This window comes from Acidaminococcus sp. HCP3S3_H5 (genome assembly GCF_052122235.1).
Taxonomy (GTDB): domain Bacteria; phylum Bacillota; class Negativicutes; order Acidaminococcales; family Acidaminococcaceae; genus Acidaminococcus.
On the sequence record NZ_JBQKCS010000007.1, the window covers coordinates 83,244 to 100,700 of the forward strand.

At 58.0% G+C, this 17,457-nt stretch carries 17 protein-coding genes and 1 other annotated feature; of the genes, 12 read left to right on the forward strand and 5 right to left on the reverse strand.

Translation table 11 applies throughout. The features are described from left to right. The 3 genes from ACTQY5_RS09495 to ACTQY5_RS09505 all read right to left on the reverse strand — a co-directional run bounded on the left by ACTQY5_RS09495 (window position 1) and on the right by ACTQY5_RS09505 (window position 1,776). Window positions 1-774 carry an alpha/beta hydrolase family protein gene (locus ACTQY5_RS09495; RefSeq protein ID WP_154487392.1) on the reverse strand — a complete coding sequence of 258 codons (774 nt, stop codon included), beginning with the start codon at window positions 772-774 and terminating at the stop codon, window positions 1-3. 456 nt (window positions 775-1,230) lie between these two features. Continuing rightward, entirely contained in the window at window positions 1,231-1,458 is a 228-nt protein-coding gene (locus ACTQY5_RS09500) for a type II toxin-antitoxin system MqsA family antitoxin (protein ID WP_022486611.1), read from the reverse strand. Window positions 1,459-1,464: 6 nt separating this feature from the next. After that, entirely contained in the window at window positions 1,465-1,776 is a 312-nt protein-coding gene (locus ACTQY5_RS09505) for a DUF4258 domain-containing protein (RefSeq protein ID WP_329777577.1), read from the reverse strand. 911 nt (window positions 1,777-2,687) lie between these two features. On the opposite strand from ACTQY5_RS09505, the gene ACTQY5_RS09510 reads away from it, so the two are divergent. Genes ACTQY5_RS09510 through ACTQY5_RS09540 form a run of 7 tightly spaced genes read left to right on the forward strand, consistent with a single transcriptional unit; the run spans window position 2,688 to window position 8,721 of the window. Then, entirely contained in the window at window positions 2,688-3,815 is a 1,128-nt protein-coding gene (locus tag ACTQY5_RS09510) for a glutathione S-transferase C-terminal domain-containing protein (protein WP_441369129.1), read from the forward strand. A gap of 1 nt (window position 3,816) precedes the next feature. Then, window positions 3,817-5,166 carry an MmgE/PrpD family protein gene (locus ACTQY5_RS09515; RefSeq protein WP_308664264.1) on the forward strand — a complete coding sequence of 450 codons (1,350 nt, stop codon included), beginning with the start codon at window positions 3,817-3,819 and terminating at the stop codon, window positions 5,164-5,166. Next, window positions 5,153-5,992: a transporter substrate-binding domain-containing protein gene (locus ACTQY5_RS09520; protein WP_441369130.1), complete on the forward strand. Its 840-nt coding sequence runs from the start codon at window positions 5,153-5,155 to the stop codon at window positions 5,990-5,992. Before ACTQY5_RS09515 ends, ACTQY5_RS09520 begins: the two co-directional genes overlap by 14 nt. A 21-nt stretch (window positions 5,993-6,013) precedes the next feature. Further along, a complete protein-coding gene (locus ACTQY5_RS09525; RefSeq protein ID WP_022487256.1) occupies window positions 6,014-6,739 on the forward strand; it encodes an amino acid ABC transporter permease in 726 nt (241 codons plus the stop codon). Next, on the forward strand, window positions 6,732-7,451 hold the full coding sequence (locus ACTQY5_RS09530) for an amino acid ABC transporter permease (protein WP_441369131.1): 720 nt from the start codon (window positions 6,732-6,734) through the stop codon (window positions 7,449-7,451). The genes ACTQY5_RS09525 and ACTQY5_RS09530 overlap by 8 nt, the downstream gene beginning before the upstream one ends. After that, entirely contained in the window at window positions 7,448-8,257 is an 810-nt protein-coding gene (locus tag ACTQY5_RS09535) for an amino acid ABC transporter ATP-binding protein (RefSeq protein ID WP_441369132.1), read from the forward strand. Before ACTQY5_RS09530 ends, ACTQY5_RS09535 begins: the two co-directional genes overlap by 4 nt. Continuing rightward, on the forward strand, window positions 8,236-8,721 hold the full coding sequence (locus ACTQY5_RS09540) for a GNAT family N-acetyltransferase (RefSeq protein WP_022487259.1): 486 nt from the start codon (window positions 8,236-8,238) through the stop codon (window positions 8,719-8,721). The genes ACTQY5_RS09535 and ACTQY5_RS09540 overlap by 22 nt, the downstream gene beginning before the upstream one ends. A gap of 89 nt (window positions 8,722-8,810) precedes the next feature. Here the strand turns inward: ACTQY5_RS09540 and ACTQY5_RS09545 are convergent, their stop codons facing one another. Both ACTQY5_RS09545 and ACTQY5_RS09550 read right to left on the reverse strand, forming a co-directional pair. Continuing rightward, entirely contained in the window at window positions 8,811-8,933 is a 123-nt protein-coding gene (locus ACTQY5_RS09545; RefSeq protein ID WP_268234256.1) for a hypothetical protein, read from the reverse strand. A gap of 13 nt (window positions 8,934-8,946) precedes the next feature. After that, window positions 8,947-10,098 carry a sodium ion-translocating decarboxylase subunit beta gene (locus tag ACTQY5_RS09550; protein WP_022487261.1) on the reverse strand — a complete coding sequence of 384 codons (1,152 nt, stop codon included), beginning with the start codon at window positions 10,096-10,098 and terminating at the stop codon, window positions 8,947-8,949. A gap of 231 nt (window positions 10,099-10,329) precedes the next feature. On the opposite strand from ACTQY5_RS09550, the gene ACTQY5_RS09555 reads away from it, so the two are divergent. The 5 genes from ACTQY5_RS09555 to ileS all read left to right on the forward strand — a co-directional run bounded on the left by ACTQY5_RS09555 (window position 10,330) and on the right by ileS (window position 17,235). Further along, window positions 10,330-11,343 (forward strand): alpha-hydroxy-acid oxidizing protein, encoded by a 1,014-nt coding sequence (locus ACTQY5_RS09555; protein WP_154487388.1) that lies wholly within the window; start codon window positions 10,330-10,332, stop codon window positions 11,341-11,343. A 12-nt stretch (window positions 11,344-11,355) separates the two neighbouring features. Beyond that, window positions 11,356-12,684 (forward strand): TrkH family potassium uptake protein, encoded by a 1,329-nt coding sequence (locus ACTQY5_RS09560; protein ID WP_154487386.1) that lies wholly within the window; start codon window positions 11,356-11,358, stop codon window positions 12,682-12,684. A 16-nt stretch (window positions 12,685-12,700) separates the two neighbouring features. Continuing rightward, complete coding sequence (locus tag ACTQY5_RS09565; RefSeq protein WP_022487264.1) at window positions 12,701-13,360, forward strand: potassium channel family protein; 660 nt, start codon at window positions 12,701-12,703, stop codon at window positions 13,358-13,360. Next, window positions 13,357-14,139, forward strand: a complete 783-nt coding sequence (locus ACTQY5_RS09570; protein WP_154487384.1) for a TrmH family RNA methyltransferase — start codon at window positions 13,357-13,359, stop codon at window positions 14,137-14,139. The genes ACTQY5_RS09565 and ACTQY5_RS09570 overlap by 4 nt, the downstream gene beginning before the upstream one ends. A gap of 42 nt (window positions 14,140-14,181) precedes the next feature. Further along, window positions 14,182-14,394: a binding site (T-box leader), on the forward strand. 96 nt (window positions 14,395-14,490) lie between these two features. Further along, window positions 14,491-17,235: an isoleucine--tRNA ligase gene (ileS, locus tag ACTQY5_RS09575; RefSeq protein WP_229778394.1), complete on the forward strand. Its 2,745-nt coding sequence runs from the start codon at window positions 14,491-14,493 to the stop codon at window positions 17,233-17,235. Window positions 17,236-17,457 lie beyond the last annotated feature (222 nt).

A 17,457-nucleotide genomic window follows, 5' to 3' on the forward strand; every position in this document is an offset into this window, starting at 1 on the left:
TCAGTCCTCTTTTTTTGTGTCCGGTCCGAAGAATTCTACTATGGTATGGGCGGCGAAATCGCTGGTCTTGGGATCCGAGAAGGTGTGGTTGGCATTTTCCACCGGGATGAAGGTAATTACGTTGTTTTCTGCAAATTCCCGGGAATCCTCGATGGGGGCCAGCTTGTCCTTGGTCCCGTGGAGAATCAGCATGTCATCGGCCCAGTCAAAGTACTCGTACTTCCGCACATCGGATTTTTCCAGGTCTTCCACGAACTGTTTGTCCATTTTCATCTTCCGTTCATAGCCCACCTGGACTTCCTTGCCCTTTTCCAGCTTTTCCATTTCTTCCGGGCTCAGGTAGTTCTTTACCAGCTGGGCCATGTGGATCCCCGGGCACCGGAGAGCCACCTTTTTAAAGGGATTCCCCACTTCCGCCATGTATTTCAAGGTCAGGTAGGCCCCGAAGCTGGTGGAGTAGTTGTACAGGGTGGTGGCGTGGAGTTCTTTATGGGCATAGTCCACCACCAGGGTCAGGTAGGTCATGAATTCCTCCAGCACCAGCTTCTTCCGGGCATCCGCCCCATGGCAGGGCCAGTCGAACACCAGGGCCCCGTATCCCTTGTACTTGGTGATCAGCTGCTGGGCGAACTTGGCGGCGGAATGGTTCTCCTTGTTGCCCCCGAACCCGTGGGTGCAGATGGCCAGGTTGGGAATGTTCCGGAAGTCCTTCTGGTAGAACAGCTTGCACCGGACGCTCAGGCCGTTTTCATTGATATCGATGTATTTTTCCATTGACAGGCATCCTTTCCTATTGGTCACGGGTATTAGTATAGAACAGATGGGGGACGGGGGCAAGGGGGAGAGGCTGCTGGTTGGCAACAGCCCCGGTCAGATGACAGTCACTAGTCTCTAGTCTCTAGCGGCAGGAGGGAACCTGCCGGGCGGGTTCCTGGGAACGTATCAAAACCGCAGGCCGGGATGGGCGGGCCTGCGGCTCGCCCCTACGGCGTTGCTGTCGGATGTTGAGTACAACGGTCACAGGAACGGATTTTTTGACAACCCCGTTTCTCTGATTTTCTGTTGCATCTCTGACCCCAACGTGGTAGGGGCTTCCCGAAGGGAAGCCCATCCCGGCCGGAGGGTTTCACGTTCAAAGGCAGATGCGGCAACATCTGGCATCCGAAACGATGAACGACTCACGATGAACCAAAAGACCGCCGGATTTTCCGGCGGCCTTTTCCAACCTATTCACGCAGCAGATGGATAATTGATTACTGCAATTTCGGTCAGTGAATTTTTGACCTGGTCGACAAGTTGTTCCAGACGGGCGGCCACTTCATCAGAATAAGAAACTTCACCACATTGTGTACAAACTTGAGAGGGTACGTTCTTGACAATAACAATGCAGTTTCCCAAATCGACCATGAAGGTTGTCAGTTTATTTTCAAGGGTTCCTTTGCATAAAAAACATTTCATTTCAGACTACTCCTTTCTGTGAGAGAAAGTATCATCCCATTGCAACGGGTCAGGCCTATAGGCAGTGATAATCCAGAGAATACCATCTCCAACTCCGCAAACAATATGCAGAGGCCCACTTTTCAAGGCAAGACTTAAAATTAGACAGCTGGGATAGGGAAAGTCGTCAGGGTAATATTCAATCACTTTTCCTGAGGCAATGGCATTTTTAACATCTTCCCGAGATATGTTGCGTTTGATTAGACGCTGCATTACATGATTTGTCCATTGTATTTTACCTTGATGACATAATGACTGTATGAGTTCTATGGTCAGCATCTTTTTATTCCCTTCTGTTATTTTTAATATTATAACATGGATCGGAACAGAATGAGTTTGTAACCTGAAGAAGGGAACAGGGCCGCTTTTCCGTCTCACGTCTCACGCCGATGGAAATCATCTGCCGGGGGCAGGTGGTCATGAGCTGACAGTCACTAGTCTCTAGTCTCTAGCGGCAGGAGGGAACCCACGGGGCGGGTTCCTGGGAACGTATAAAAACGGCGGCCGGGACGGGCGTGCCTGGGGCTCGCCCCTACGCCGTTGGGGTCGGATGTTGGATACAACGGTCACAGGAACGGATTTTTTGACAACCCCGTTTCTCTGATTTTCTGTTGCATCTTTGACCCCAACGTGGTAGGGGCTTCCCGAAGGGAAGCCCATCCCGGCCGCCGGTTTTTCGTGTTCGAAGGCAGATGCTTGAGCATCTGGCATCCATCAGCCGCGGACCCGTTAATCACTTAACCACTTAACCACCTAATCACCTAATCACCTAACCACATTTTCTTTAATTCCTATTGACATACTATCAATTCAATGGTATCATCTTCCCATAATTTCAAAACAAACGCAATGACGAAAAAGAGTAGGACCCTGGAATGCAGGCAGCGAACCCGGACAGTGGAAGCGGGGATGACTACGGGATCTGAAGTGCCTTTCTGAGCGTGCAAAGTCCAACGGGGCCCGGCCCTCAGTAGACTTTCCGACTGACAGCCGTTACCCTGTCAGGCAGGAGGATTGTCCTGCCTCTGAGGCTGCACTTGGCAACAGGGCAGCGAAACTGGGTGGATCCACGGAGCCAAAGCTTTCGTCCCAATAGGGACGGGAGCTTTCTTTTTTTTACTCCTAATCCATATAAAAATACTATACATTAACCCCGCAATCCCGGGTTCTGTACAAAGGAGAGAATCATCATGACTGAAATCGACATCCACGCCGCCAAACTGGCCCGGATCAAGGATCCGGAAATCGCCGCCGCCTGGAAGGACATTACTGTAAAACGGGCTATGAATCCCTGCCCCATCGACTTTTCCGAATTCCATTCCAGCAACCCCCGGGCCCATACGGTCCAGAAGGAATATGAAGGCCAGGACGCTTCCAACTTCAACCGCCGGCAGAAATACGCCGACGATGAGGAACCTCAGTTCACCACTCCCTTCGGGGATGGTCCGGACCAGCTGCCGGTGGAACCGGGCCGGTACCGTCTGGTCTGGTCCAAGCACTGCCCCTGGGCCAACCGGGTGGCCATTGCCATCGACCTTTTGGGCCTGGACAAGGTGATCTCCAAAGGGGTGGTGGATCCTCTCCGTCCCGCCGGGGTGGTGGGGGACTGGTTCTTCACCCTGGATCCGGACAATGTGGACCCGGTGCTGAAGATCCACTCCCTGGGAGAAGCCTATCGGAAAGGGAACCCCGCCTATGACCAGCGCTCCACGGTGCCTGCCATTGTGGACGTGACCACCGGTGCTGTAGTGAACAACGACTACCACGACCTGACTACGGAAATCGCCGTGGCCTGGACCAAGTACATCAGCCCCGACGATCCCGACATCTATCCGGAAGACCTGCGGGACGACATCGATGCTCTCAACGACATCATCTACGCCGACGTGAACCTGGCGGTGAACCTGGCCGCCCTGGTCACCAGCCAGAAGGATTACGAATTCTACTATGACAAGGTGTTCAACCGTCTGGACTGGCTGGAAAACCGTCTGGCCACCCGCCGGTATCTCATGGGAGACACCATCACCGATCCGGACATCCGGCTGTTCGTGACCCTGAGCCGGTTCGACCTGGTGTTCTACCAGAAGTACTACGTGAACAAGAAGCGCCTGGTGGATTATCCCAACCTGTGGAACTACGCCAAGGACCTGTACAGCAATCCGGCCTTCGGCGGGAACACCGACTTCGACTCCATGCGGAAGCGGTTCTACTATGTGGACCACACCCCCTACGAAGATTTCCCCCGGATCGTCCCCAAAGGCCCGGACATGAGCATCTGGGAAGAACCCAATGACCGGGCGGAGAAGTTTGGGAAGTAAGATGATGGATGAAGTAACGGCGACGCTGGTCCACCTGATCCGCCAGACGGATCTGGACCGGCGTCCGGATCTTTTCCGGCAAAGCAAGATAGCTTTCCTGGATTACCTGGCCTCCGCTCTTCAGGCGGCCCGGGAACCCCAGGTACAGAAAATGGCCCGGTGGGTAGAAACCTTTCCAGGCAGAGCCCATCTCCTGGGTCTGCCAGGCACCAGCCATCCTTTTATGGCGGCCTTTTTCAACGGGTTCCAGTCTCATTACCTGGATCTGGACGATGCCCAGTCCAGCATTGCCGGTCATTTCAGCACCGTACTGTTTTCTGTGCTGTTGGCGGAAAGTACTCCTGAAGTGCCCGTGAAAGCCTTCCTCACCGCCTACAATGTGGGGGCGGAACTGGAAGGGATCCTGGGAGGGTATTTGAATCCTCAGCACAAGCGCCAGGGCTGGCATTCCACCGGGACCCTGGGTTCCATCGGAGGGGCCGGGGCCCTGGCCAGCCTGAAGCAGCTGGGACCGGAAGCTGCCGCCAATCTCCTGTCCCTGGGGGCCACCCAGTCGGCGGGCCTGGGGCTGGAAGCCGGCAGCGATGGAAAGCCTCTCCACGCCGGGTTCGCCGCCCGGAACGCGATGTTTGCCTGGGAGATGATCCGGTACACCCGGGTCACCGCCAGCCTGCGGCCTTTCAATAACGACAACGGCTGGCAGCAGGTGTTCGGCAGCCTGACCCTGGATCCGGAAGAACTGGAGCAAAAATGGCTGAACCCGGGGCAGATCCTTGCTCCGGGCCTGTGGATGAAGCTCCATCCCTACTGCAGTGCCGCCATTGGAGGAGCCGCCGCCTGCCGGGAACTGTTCCGGCGGGGGTACACCCTGGACAAACTCCGGGAAGTGACTTTCCATTTTCCTCCGGGAGCGGACAAAGCCCTCCACTATCCGGCCCCGGAAACCGGGAAGGAAGGGAAATTTTCCATAGAATACGTGGGATGGCAGATCCTGACCCGGGGCGGGGAAGAGGACAGCCTCTTCAATCTGCCCCAGGTGCCGGAAGCCTTCCGGCAGGCTCTCCCCAAATTCCATCGGGCCAACGACCTGCCTCCTGTGGAGAAAACCGTCCGCCGGACAGTGGTCACCGCGGTGACCCTGGAAGGAGAGCCGGTGGAAGCGGAAGTGCCGGATCCTCTGGGCAGCCCCCAGCATCCATTTTCCGAAGAGGATCTGGAAGAGAAGCTGATCCGGGCCAAAGGAGAAGCCTGGACCCGGAAACTGTTGGATAAAATGGCAGACTGGCCCCGGGGAAACCTGGGGGAGATCCTGCCTCTGTTGTATGATGAAAGGGGATATGAACATGACTAAGAAATTCCAAAAAGTACTGGCCCTGGCAGCTGCCGGGCTCCTGGCCCTTGGACTGGCCGGCTGCGGCGGTCAGCAGGCTGCCAAGGACAGCAGCAAGACCGGCGGGGACAAAAAGGCCATTGTGGTGGCCACCCGGGGTACGGCCAAGCCCTTCTCCTTTACGGACGATAAAGGGAACCTGACCGGCTTTGACGTGGAAGTGCTGAAAGAAGTGGAAAAGCGGGATCCCAGCCTCCATTTTGAATTCAAGCCCATGAGCCCGGATGCGGCCTTTGTGGCCATGAAATCCAAGCAGGTGGATATGATCGCCAACCAGATGCGCCGGAATCCCACCCGGGAGAAGAAATACATCTATACGAAAGAAAGCAACAACTATACCGCCCGGAAACTGGTGGTAAAGGAAGGCCGGACGGATATCCAGAGCTTCGACGACCTGGCCGGGAAAAAAGTGGCAGTCACCTCCAACTCGGAATTCAACGATCTGGTGAAGGAATTCAACAAGACCCACAATCCGGGAATCGATCCTATCTATTCTGACAAGGGAGCTGCAGAAAACCTGAACCTGGTGGCCACCGGCCGGGCCGATGCCGCCGGGGAATATGAATACGTGGTGAATGTGGCCCGGAAGGAACAGAACCTGCCGGTCCAGGCAGTGGGCGGCGTCATGCAGTCCGTGCCCACCTACTTCCTCCTGCGGAAGGAGCCGGCCATGCAGACCGTAGCGGACAAAATCGACAAGGTACTGAAACAGATGAAGGAAGATGGAACCTTAAAGCAGATTTCCATCAAATACCTGGGCAAGGACTACACGGTCCAGCCTCAATAAGAAGAAAGGATGAAAGCAAGCATGGGAAGTTTTTTCAGCGTCCAGTACATGGTGGACTCGTTCCCCACACTGGCCAGTTATCTGCCGGTGACCCTGTTCATTACTCTGGTGTCCGGGGTCCTGGGGATTTTCCTGGGGATGGGGCTGGCGGTGATCCGGGTGAAGAAGATTCCCGGACTGAACCTGCTGACCCGGGTGTTCATTTCCTTTATCCGGAGCACCCCCTTCCTGGTCCAGCTGTTCGTGGTGTATTTCGGTGTGCCGGAACTGCTGCAGAAAATGGGGCTGGATGTGAATGAACTGCCTCCCATGCTGTTCATCCTGGTGATCTTCGTCCTCCATGTGGGGGCCTATGGGGCGGAAATCCTCCGGTCCAGCATCCTGGCAGTGGCCCCGGGAGAAAAGGAAGCGGCCGCCAGCCTGGGGATGACCAGCTGCCAGGTATACCGCCGGGTGATCCTGCCCCAGGCCCTGGTGCTGTCCATTCCTCCCCTTTTGAACGAAATCATCAGTACCCTGAAAAGCACCGCCCTGATCTTTAACGTGGGGATCGTGGACATGATGCGCCAGGCGGATCTGATGGGGGGCAACAGCCAGCGGTATCTGGAATTGTATGTGGACGCCGCCATTTTGTACGGCATCCTGATCTTTGCCCTGACGGTGGCGGGCCGGCAGGTGGAAAGTCATTTCAATGTGGCCCAAAGGGCCCGGAAGACCCAGCTGAAGGAGGTGGCTCTCAATGAATGAACCGTTTTTGGACGGAGAATATTTCTGGGCCGCCCTTCAGGCGGTGCTTCCCTATGTGAAGGTGACCCTGGGGATGACTTTGGCCAGTGTGGTCCTGGGAGCCATCCTGGGCCTCATCTGCTGCCTGGTGGAGATCCGGAAGGTGCCGGTGCTGTCCCAATTGGCCCGGCTGTATGTGCTGGTGTGCCGGAGCCTGCCCAACATGGTGCTGCTGTACCTGGTGTATTACGGGGTGCCTCTCCTGCTGATGGCCCTGGCCCAGAAAGGCCATGTGGTGTTCCATGTGGAGAAGGTGACGGCTCTCCAGATCGCGGTGGTGGGGCTTACCCTCCACACCGGGGCCTATCTGACGGAAATCTTCCGGGCGGCTCTCCAGTCCATCCCGGAAGGCCAGCTGGAAGCAGCCCAGTCCATCGGGATGACCTGGCTCCAGGCCTACCGGCGGGTGATCCTGCCCCAGGCGGCGGTGTTCGCCCTGCCTCTTTTCGCCAACCAGTTCCTGTCCACCATGAAGAGCACCAGCATTGTGTTCGTGATCACGGTGATTGAACTGTTCGGAGCGGCGAAACTGTTTTGTGAAGACAACTCCCAGTATTTCGAAGCCTATATGGCAGTGGCCTGTATTTACTGGGCCATGGGGGTATTTTTTGAATTTGTGTTTGACCGGCTGGAATTTCGTCTGAGCCGGTTCAGAAGGGGGAATGCATTGTGATCCGGTTGGAACATGTGTTGAAAAAATTCGGGAACCGGACGGTGCTCCGGGATGTGAGCATGGAGGTGCCCACCGGCAGCGTGACGGTGATCCTGGGGCCCTCGGGCAGCGGGAAGACCACTTTCTTGCGGACTATCAACTTTCTGGGCCAGGCGGACGGGGGGACCCTCCAGCTGGATGAGGACAAGCCGGTGGATATGGCCCATGCCTCCAAAAAGGAGATCCTCCAGGTGCGCCGGAACACGGCCATGGTGTTCCAGCTGTACAACCTGTTTTCCCACATGACCGTGCTGGAAAACGTCATGGAGGGGCTGGTGACCGTCCAGAAAAAGAGCCGGCAGGAAGCCCGGGAACAGGCCCTGGCCTGCCTGAACGAGGTGGATATGGACCAGTTCCAGGATTATTATCCCATCCAGCTGTCCGGGGGACAGCAGCAGCGGGTGGGGATCGCCCGGGCCCTGGCCATGAATCCCAAGGTGATCCTTTTTGACGAACCCACCTCCGCCCTGGACCCGGAGCTGGTGGGAGAAGTGCTCACGGTGATCAAAAAAATCGCCCGGGAATGGAAGGTGACCATGATCATCGTCACCCACGAAATCGCCTTTGCCCGGGAAATCGCCGATCAGGTAATCTTCATGGAAAACGGCCTGATTGTGGAACAGGGAACGGCGGACCAGGTGCTGAGCCACCCGAAAGAACAGCGGACCCGGCAGTTCCTGAACCGGTTTTTGAACAACAGCTGCCTGGCCTGCCATGTGTTGGAACAGGAAGGAGGGGATGGGCTGTGGCATACGCGCGTCAGCTGACCGTGGAGGATGCGGAAATCTATTTTGATGTGCTCCACCGGAGCTACCAGACGGACCGGCAGTATCCCATCAGCTTTTCCGCCATGGACGCCACCCTGGAGGATGAAAAACGGTGGCTGGCCACCCAGCCCACCTACGGGTGGTTCGAGGGAGAGAAGCTGATCAGCGCCATTTCCCTGCGGATGCCCTGGGGAGGGCACCCGGGGCCCAAGGCACTGCCCCATATCGGCCAGTTCATTACGGACCCGGATTATGCCCATCGGGGGTACGCAAAAAAAATCCTCCACTGGGTGGAGGAAGAGGTGCTGAAAAAGCAGCTGAAGGCCCCGGCGGTAACCCTGGGCACGGCGGATACCCATCCCTGGCTGAAAGCCATGTACCTGCACCTGGGGTTCCAGGTGATCGGGGAAAAGCAGCTGCCCGGGAAGAAGCACAAGACGGTGTATTTGGAAAAGAAGATGTGAGAAGAAAAAGGAGGCTGCTGCACAGAACGTACAGCAGCCTCCTTTTTGAGGCCGCGATCCGCGACCGGTGTGCTGCTTCGCAGCACACCTTATTCTTTCGCCGGAAACAGTTTCGTCAGGCCCCATGTCAGGCCGGCGAACAGGGCCATGACCACGAACAGGGTGGGGTAGGCGATGACGAGAAGCTGCAGGGCTGCGGTTACGGAATCCATGTTTCTGCCTCCTTTACATTAACACCGGGATCAGGGCCATGGCCAGGCCGCCGGCTACCACGCTGGCCACCTGTCCGGCCACGTTCACTCCGATGGCGGACTGGATGATGAAGTTGGTGGGATCTTCCTTCAGGGCCATCCGGGCGATGACCCGGCCGGAGATGGGGAAGGCGGAAATGCCGCAGGCCCCGATCATGGGATTGATCTTCTTTTTCAGGAACAGGTTGGCTATTTTGGCGAACAGCAGGCCACCCACCGTGTCGAAGATGAAGGCCACCGCACCCAGGGCCAGGATCTTCAGCACCTGGAGGGTCAGGATGTTTTCCGCGGTCATGGTGGCTCCTACGGTGATCCCCAGGAGCAGGGTCACCAGGTTGGTCAGTTCATTCTGGGCACAGTTGGACAGGCTGTCGCAGCAGCCGGACACTTTCAGCAGGTTCCCGAACATCAGGGCCCCGATGAGGGGTACGGAAATGGGAGCGATGATCCCGGCGATCAGGGTGACCATAAGCGGGAACAGGAACAGGGCTGTCTGGGATACGGGCTTTTCTTCGTGATAGGGCATCCGGATCCGCCGTTCTTCTTTGGTGGTCAGCAGCTTCACCACAGGAGGCTGGATAATGGGCACCAGGGACATGTAGCAGAAGGCGGTGACGGTAAGGGGAGCCAGCATCTCGGTGGCGAATTTCTGGGCCACGAAAATGGTGGTGGGGCCGTCAGCGGCGCCGATGATCCCGATGGAAGCGGCTTCGTTGAAGGGGAAGCCCACCAGGGTGGCACAGAGGGTGGCGGCGAAAATCCCCAGGTGGGCGGCGGCTGCGAACAGCATCATGTAGGGAGCCCGGATCAGGGGAGTGAAGTCGCACATGGCGCCGATGCCGATGAAGATCAGCACCGGGAACAGTTCGTTGGCGATACCCATGTTGTACAGGACGGTAAGGAAGCCCGGTTCACCGCCCCCGGTGGGCATGACGGCAAAATGGCCGGGGATGTTGGCCAGGATGCAGCCCACCCCCATGGGGAAAAGGAGCACCGGCTCGTAGCCCTTCCGGACCCCCAGCCAGATCAGGATGGCCCCGATGGCCAGCATGACCCAGATGGTCCAGTCGCCCATGGCGAAGACCCCGGAAAACAGTTCCTGCAGTACTTGGCTTGCGTTTGACATACAATCACCTCATTGTAGAATGTGCCAGGTAGAACACCAAAAAAGAGGACCGGACATTTTTCAATGCCAGGTCCTCATGATCCCTCCTGCCCCTGTGCCATACGCAGGAAGGTTTTATCCATTTGTATGTGGGTATTATAGCGTATTTTGAGGGGGAGCGCAAGGGGGAAGTGTGGTATAATAGGATTCGAATCTGGAGGCGGTGCCTCCTACTACAGGGGAGTGACAGAAATGGATTTCAAGGAAGTTATGGAAAATGCCAGAAAATGTCTGGGTAAATGCAAGGGCTGCCCGGTGTGCAACGGGGTTGCCTGCCGGAACACCATTCCCGGCCCCGGGGCCAAAGGAGTGGGGGATACGGCCATTCGGAACTATGCCAAATGGCAGGACATCCGTGTGGTGATGGATACCCTTTGCGAAAAACGGCCGGTGGACACTTCCATCGAACTGTTCGGACGGACCTTCAAATATCCTATTTTCGCCGGGCCGGTGGGAGCTGTGGCCATGCACTACAGCGACAAATACAATGATGTGACCTACAATGCGGAACTGGTGCCCGGGTGCGCGGAAGCGGGCATCGCCGCCTTTACCGGGGACGGGATGGATCCCCAGGTGATGCAGGGAGCCACCGCTGCCATCAAGGCCTGCGGAGGCGTGGGGGTGCCTACGGTGAAACCCTGGAACGCCCAGATGATCGCTGAAAAAATGGACCTGGTGAAACAATCCGGGGCCTTTGCCGTGGCCATGGACGTGGATGCGGCCGGGCTGCCCTTCCTGAAGAATTTCGTCCCCCCTGCGGGCAGCAAATCCGTGGAAGAAATGCAAGCCATCATCAAAGACGCGGGTCTGCCCTTCATCATCAAGGGGATCATGAGCGTGAAGGGGGCCCTGAAGGCCCGGGAAGCCGGTGCTTCTGCCATCGTGGTGTCCAACCATGGGGGCCGGGTGCTGGACCAGAGCCCGGCAACGGCGGAAGTCCTGGAAGAAATCGCCGTAGCCGTAGGCGGCACCATGAAGATCTTTGTGGACGGGGGCATCCGCAGCGGGGTGGATGTGTTCAAGGCCCTGGCCCTGGGGGCTGACGCGGTGCTCATTGCCCGTCCCTTCGTAAACGCGGTCTATGGGGGCGGCAAGGAAGGCGCCAGACTCCTGGCGGACAAACTGGGGGCGGAACTGGCGGACACCATGGAAATGTGCGGCGCCGCTTCCCTGAAGGAAATCTCTTCGGAAATGGTCCGGAAATAAGGTGGAGGGGCTTTGAACCAGATTAGACATTTTTCCCCTTCCCAGCTGATCGCCCTGACTTTCGCCGGGCTGATCCTGGCCGGGGCCCTGCTGCTGATGCTGCCCTTTGCCGGCCGGGAAGGGGCAGGGCTGTCCTTTGTGGACGCTCTCTTCACCGCCACTTCCGCCTCCTGCGTCACCGGCCTTGTGGTGGTGGATACAGGGACGTATTTTTCCACCTTCGGCCAATTGGTGATCATCGCCCTGATCCAGCTGGGGGGCCTGGGACTGGTGCTGTTCGCCACGTTGTTTTCCGTATTGCTGCGGAAAAAGATCGACCTGCAATCCCGGCTGAACATCCAGGCTTCCCTGAACCAGGACGAACTGGATGGGGTGGTGCGGATGAGCCTGCGGATCGCCAAATACACGGCGGTGATCGAAGGGTTCTTCGGCACGGTGCTGGCCTTCCGGTTCTGGCCCCAGTACGGCCTCCGGGGGATCTACTACGGCTACTGGCACGCGGTGTCTGCCTTCTGCAACGCCGGGTTCGACCTGTTCGGCCACTACCAGAGCCTGACGGCTTTTGTGGGGGATCCGGTGGTGAACCTGTCCATCGGTCTGCTGATCATCCTGGGGGGCCTGGGGTTCGCGGTGATGCGGGATGTGCTCCAGAAACGGTGCTTCCAGCGGCTGAAACTCCACAGCAAAATGGTGCTGACAGTGACCGGGCTTCTGATCGGCATCGGGATGATCGGGTTCGCTCTGCTGGAAAGCCGGAATCCTGCCACCCTGGGCAGCCTCAGCACCGGGGATGCCTTCTGGGCCAGCTTCATGCAGTCGGTGAGCCCCCGGACCGCCGGGTTCAATTCTGTGGACCTGAACAGCCTCCGGGTGCCCACCATGATCTTCACCATTTTCCTCATGTTCATCGGGGCATCCCCGGCATCCACCGGGGGCGGCATCAAGACCACCACCTTTGCCCTGCTGCTGCTGAACATCTGGCAGGTGGTCCGGGGCAAAAGCGAATGTGAAATCTTCGGACGGCGGATCGGGGAGGAGACCCTGTTCCAGGCCTTCGCCATCACCAGCCTGTCCCTTTTGTGGGTGGCCTTTGCCACCCTGGCTCTCACCTGCCTGGAGGACACCAGCTTTCTGGCGGCGGCTTTCGAAGTGGTGTCCGCCTATGCCACGGTGGGACTGTCCACCGGGCTCAGCCAGCATATCGGCACCGCCAGCAAGATCATCCTGATTTTGTCCATGTATGCAGGCCGGGTAGGGTTCATGACCTTCGCCCTGGCTCTGGCGGCCAACAAACCTTCGGGACACATCCATTATCCCAAGGAACATATCATCATCGGTTAGGAGTTATGGGGATATCATGAAAAACAAACAGCAATTTATCGTCTGGGGATTGGGCCGGTTCGGCAGCAGTGTGGCGGAAACCCTCACTGCCCTGGGTCACGAGGTCCTGGGCGTGGACAACAATGAAGATGTGGTGGAAAACATGGCGGACAAACTGACCCATGCGGTGGTCTGCGACGTGATCGACGAAAAGACGGTGAACAGCCTGGGAATCCGGAATTTCGACGTGGGGATCGTGGCCATCGGCACCCTGGAACCCAGCCTGCTGGCCACCATGCTGCTCCGGGAAGCGGGGCTGAAGACCATTGTGGCCAAGGCCTCCAATCCCATCCACGGGAAGATGCTGAAGAAGCTGGGAGCCACCAAGATCATCTATCCGGAACGGGACATGGGACGCCGGGTGGGCCACAACCTGGCCTACACCAATATCCTGGATTTTGTGGAACTGTCCGACAACATCTGCCTGATGGAAGTGAACCTGAGCCCCAAAATGGCTGGGAAAAGCCTGGCGGAAATGGACGTGCGCCGGAAGTACCAGGTGAACGTGGTGGCCATCAAACACCAGGACGGCTCCACGGAAATGACCCTGGAACCCACCAAGCCCCTTGCGGAAGGGGACCTTTTGGTGGTCATCGGCAGCCGGAAAAGTGTGGAAGCCCTGGAGGACGGCATATGATCAGTACCATCACTTCGCTGAAAAATGAGCTGGTGAAGCGGGCGGCTTCCCTGAAAATGAAAAAATACCGCCAGAAGGAAGGCCTGTTCCTGCTGGAAGGGAAACGGGCAGTGGAAGAAGCCCTGGCTTCCCAATGGAATATCCGGGCCCTGTTCTTTACCCGGCTGCCGGAAGGCTGGGAACAAAAGGCGGAAGAAAGCAGCCTGCCCTGGTATGAAGTGCCCCTGCCGGTGCTCCAGAAGATCACCGCCACCGAAGACCCTCAGAGTGTGGCGGCCCTGGTGGAGATCCGGCCCCGGGACCTGGGGGATTTTGCCCCGGACCGGGGATTCGTGCTGGTGCTGGACCAGATCCGGGACCCGGGGAACCTGGGGACGTTGATCCGCACTGCCGATGCCCTGGGGGCCGCCGGGGTGGTGCTGCTGAAGGATACGGCGGACCTGTACAATCCCAAGGTGGTCCGGTCCACCATGGGGTCCCTGTTCCACCTGCCGGTGCTTACCGGGGTGGAGCCGGCGGACCTGGAAACCTGGTGCCGGAAAAACGGATACGCCCTGTGGGCCACGGCCCTGGAAGGGGCGGAAGACATGACGAAGCTCCAGTGGCCGGCCAAGACCGCCCTGGTGCTGGGCAGCGAGGCGGAAGGGGTGTCCCCAGAGCTCCTCAAAGCCGCGGACCAGAAGGTGAAGATCCCCATGGCCGGCCAGGCGGAAAGCCTGAACGTGGCTGTAGCCGGGGGCATCGTAATGTTCCAGGCGGCCCGCTCCTTTTCCAGTTGACCACCGGGTCTAAGAAGTGTATAATAAACACGAATTTCAAACCAACAGGCGATGACAGAGACAGTACGCTTCTGGCTGGTACAGCGATCCGGGGAGGGTGGGAGCCCGGACAGGAGGCCTTTTGCGGAAGATCACTCTGGAGCCGGTCTTTGAACCAGCAGTAGGGGACCCGGGTTATGACCGTTATCCCATACAAGAGTGGCAGCAAAGCTGTCATGAGGGTGGTACCACGGGCCCTTTTGTCCCGTCCCTTTCGGGGGACGGGATTTATTTTTTTGGAGGTGTGCAAGAGTGAGCAAGAAAGACGACAAGTACGCAGCAACCCTGAATCTTCCGGAAACGGAATTCCCCATGCGGGCAGGGCTGCCCAAACGGGAACCGGATTTCCTGGATTTCTGGTACAAAAATGATATCTATGGAGAGAAACAGAAACTCCATGCAGGCCACAAGAAGTTCGTCCTCCACGACGGACCTCCCTACGCCAACGGCAAGATCCACATGGGCCATGCTCTGAACAAGGTCCTGAAGGACATCATCATCAAATACAAATACGCCCAGGGCTATGACACCCCCTACGTCCCCGGCTGGGATACCCACGGCATGCCCATCGAACATGCCTGCCTGAAGGCCACCGGGGTGGACCGTCACAAGCTGTCCCCGGTGGAACTGCGGAAAATGTGCCGGGAATATGCCCTTCAGTGGATCGACACCCAGCGGAAGGACTTCAAACGGCTGGGCGTGCTGGGTGACTGGGACCATCCCTATGTAACCCTGGATCCTCATTTCGAAGCGGAACAGATCCGGGTGTTCGGCACCATGGCCAACAAGGGCTACATCTATAAAGGGAAGAAGACCGTATACTGGTGCCCTCACTGCGAAACTGCCCTGGCCGAGGCGGAAATCGAATACGCCGACCAGAAGACGCCTACCATTTTCGTGAAGATGCCCCTGGTAAAAGACAACGGGCTGACTCCGGAAGCCGCCAAGGGCAAAAAAGCTTATATGGTGATTTGGACCACCACCCCCTGGACCATTCCTGCCAACGTGGCTGTGGCCCTGAACCCGGACTTTGACTATGCCTGGGTGGAATACAACGGGGAAGTGCTGATCATGGCCGCCGACATGGTGGACAAAGTGGCCCAGGAATGCGGGGTGGAATTCGGCCCTGTGCTGGGGACCACCAAAGGCCGTGCCTTTGAATATGCGGAATGCGAACATCCCTTCCCGGAATACAACCACCGGAAATCCCTGGTGGTGCTGGCGGACTATGTGGACAAGGAAGCCGGTTCCGGCTGCGTCCATACGGCTCCCGGCCATGGGGACGTGGACTATCTCACCGGTCTGAAATACAAGCTGCCCATCCTGTGCCCGGTGGACCAGAAGGGCTGCTTCACCGCAGAAGCCGGGGAACTGTTCCAGGGCAAGTTCGTCTTTGACAGCAACGGCCTGGTGATCAAACATCTGGCGGAACAGAACGCCATCCTGGGCAAAAAGACCATCCATCACCAGTATGCCCACTGCTGGCGCTGCAAGAACCCCATCATCTTCCGGGCTTCCGAGCAGTGGTTCGCTTCCGTGGACGGGTTCCGGGACAAGGCCCTGAAAGCCATCTCCGAAGACGTCCAGTGGATCCCCAGCTGGGGCGAATCCCGGATCCACAACATGGTGGCCGACCGGCATGACTGGTGCATTTCCCGGCAGAGAGTCTGGGGCGTGCCCATCCCCATCTTCTACTGCGAAGACTGCGGGGAACCTCTGATCGACGAAGACACGGTGGAAAAAATCGCCACCATTTTCGATAAAGAAGGCAGCGACGCCTGGTGGAACCACACCGCTGAAGAACTGCTGCCGGAAGGGACCAAATGCCCCAAATGCGGGGGCACCCACTTCCGGAAGGAAAAGGACATCATGGACGTGTGGTTCGACAGCGGCTCCTCCCACATGGGGGTATGCAAGCGCCGTCCGGAACTGAGCTGGCCGGCAGACATGTACCTGGAAGGCAGTGACCAGCACAGAGGCTGGTTCCAGAGCTCTCTTCTGACCAGTGTGGCCGTCACCGGCAAGGCTCCCTACCGGAGCGTGCTGACCCACGGCTATGTGCTGGACGGGGAAGGCCGGAAAATGTCCAAATCCCTGGGGAACGTGGTGGTGCCCCAGGAAGTCATCGACCAGTACGGGGCGGATATCGTCCGGCTGTGGGCGGCTTCTTCCGACTACAAGCAGGATGTGCGGATCTCCCCGGTAATCCTGAAGCAGCTGGCGGAAGCCTACCGGAAAGTCCGGAACACCATCCGGTACATCCTGGGGAACACCCATGATTTCGATTACGAAACCCAGAAGGTGGCCTTTGCCAACATGGAAGAACTGGACCAGTGGGCCCTCATGCGCTTCGAAGCCCTGAAGAAGGACGTGACCGAAGCCTATGAAACCTACGATTTCCACGTGCTGTTCCATGCCATCCACGATTTCTGCACCGTGGACATGAGCTCCTTCTATCTGGACATCATCAAAGACCGTCTGTACACCAGCCGGAAGGACAGCAAGGCCCGCCGGTCCGCCCAGACTGCCATGACCCAGATCCTCCGGGAACTGATGGTGATGCTGATGCCTGTGCTGAGCTTCACCATGGAAGAAGTGTACCAATATATGAACAAGCCGGCTGACGCGCCCAAGAGCGTGCAGATGCTGCCTTGGCCCCAGGCTCATCCGGAATATGTGAAGGAAGACCTGAAGGCCAAATGGGATGCCTTCATCGCCATCCGGGGTGAAATCACCAAGGTGCTGGAAGGGGCTCGCCGGGCCAAGACCATCGGCCATTCCCTGGATGCCAAGGTGGAACTGTTCGCCACCGGGGATGCCCTGGCGGAACTGAAGGCCGTGGAAAAGGATCTGCCGGCGCTCCTGATCGTGTCCCAGGCGGAAGTCCACGAAGGGCTCACCGATGCCGGGGAAGCCACCGGCCGGGACGACCTGAAGGTGCTGGTGGAAGCTGCCGAAGGGGAGAAATGTGAACGGTGCTGGTGCTACAGCAAGACCGTAGGCCAGGATCCCAAGCATCCCACCCTGTGTGCCAAGTGCTGTGAGGCGGTGGAGTGACACTGGTTGTCAATAGTCAATGGTCAATGGCCGGATGAGGCCAAACGCGGCAGGCGTTTGGCGTTGAAGGGAAACGCAGCCGGGGGCTGCTAACCCACCACCAGCCTTGCGGCTGGTCCCCCGCCCTTGAAAAGGGCGGATATACGCTCGGGCCTCCGGCCCATTGCTTGGGGCACCAGGGCAGCAAGTCTGCATACCCTGAAATGAAGGATTGCGCGTACC

Bases quoted from the DNA above. Each gene is read 5' to 3' on its own strand.
- ACTQY5_RS09495 (WP_154487392.1), bottom strand. From the start codon at position 774: ATGGAAAAATACATCGATATCAATGAAAACGGCCTGAGCGTCCGGTGC.
- ACTQY5_RS09500 (WP_022486611.1), bottom strand. From the start codon at position 1,458: ATGAAATGTTTTTTATGCAAAGGAACCCTTGAAAATAAACTGACAACC.
- ACTQY5_RS09505 (WP_329777577.1), bottom strand. From the start codon at position 1,776: ATGCTGACCATAGAACTCATACAGTCATTATGTCATCAAGGTAAAATA.
- ACTQY5_RS09510 (WP_441369129.1), top strand. From the start codon at position 2,688: ATGACTGAAATCGACATCCACGCCGCCAAACTGGCCCGGATCAAGGAT.
- ACTQY5_RS09515 (WP_308664264.1), top strand. From the start codon at position 3,817: ATGATGGATGAAGTAACGGCGACGCTGGTCCACCTGATCCGCCAGACG.
- ACTQY5_RS09520 (WP_441369130.1), top strand. From the start codon at position 5,153: ATGAACATGACTAAGAAATTCCAAAAAGTACTGGCCCTGGCAGCTGCC.
- ACTQY5_RS09525 (WP_022487256.1), top strand. From the start codon at position 6,014: ATGGGAAGTTTTTTCAGCGTCCAGTACATGGTGGACTCGTTCCCCACA.
- ACTQY5_RS09530 (WP_441369131.1), top strand. From the start codon at position 6,732: ATGAATGAACCGTTTTTGGACGGAGAATATTTCTGGGCCGCCCTTCAG.
- ACTQY5_RS09545 (WP_268234256.1), bottom strand. From the start codon at position 8,933: ATGGATTCCGTAACCGCAGCCCTGCAGCTTCTCGTCATCGCCTACCCC.
- ACTQY5_RS09550 (WP_022487261.1), bottom strand. From the start codon at position 10,098: ATGTCAAACGCAAGCCAAGTACTGCAGGAACTGTTTTCCGGGGTCTTC.
- ACTQY5_RS09555 (WP_154487388.1), top strand. From the start codon at position 10,330: ATGGATTTCAAGGAAGTTATGGAAAATGCCAGAAAATGTCTGGGTAAA.
- ACTQY5_RS09565 (WP_022487264.1), top strand. From the start codon at position 12,701: ATGAAAAACAAACAGCAATTTATCGTCTGGGGATTGGGCCGGTTCGGC.
- ACTQY5_RS09570 (WP_154487384.1), top strand. From the start codon at position 13,357: ATGATCAGTACCATCACTTCGCTGAAAAATGAGCTGGTGAAGCGGGCG.
- ileS (WP_229778394.1), top strand. From the start codon at position 14,491: ATGCGGGCAGGGCTGCCCAAACGGGAACCGGATTTCCTGGATTTCTGG.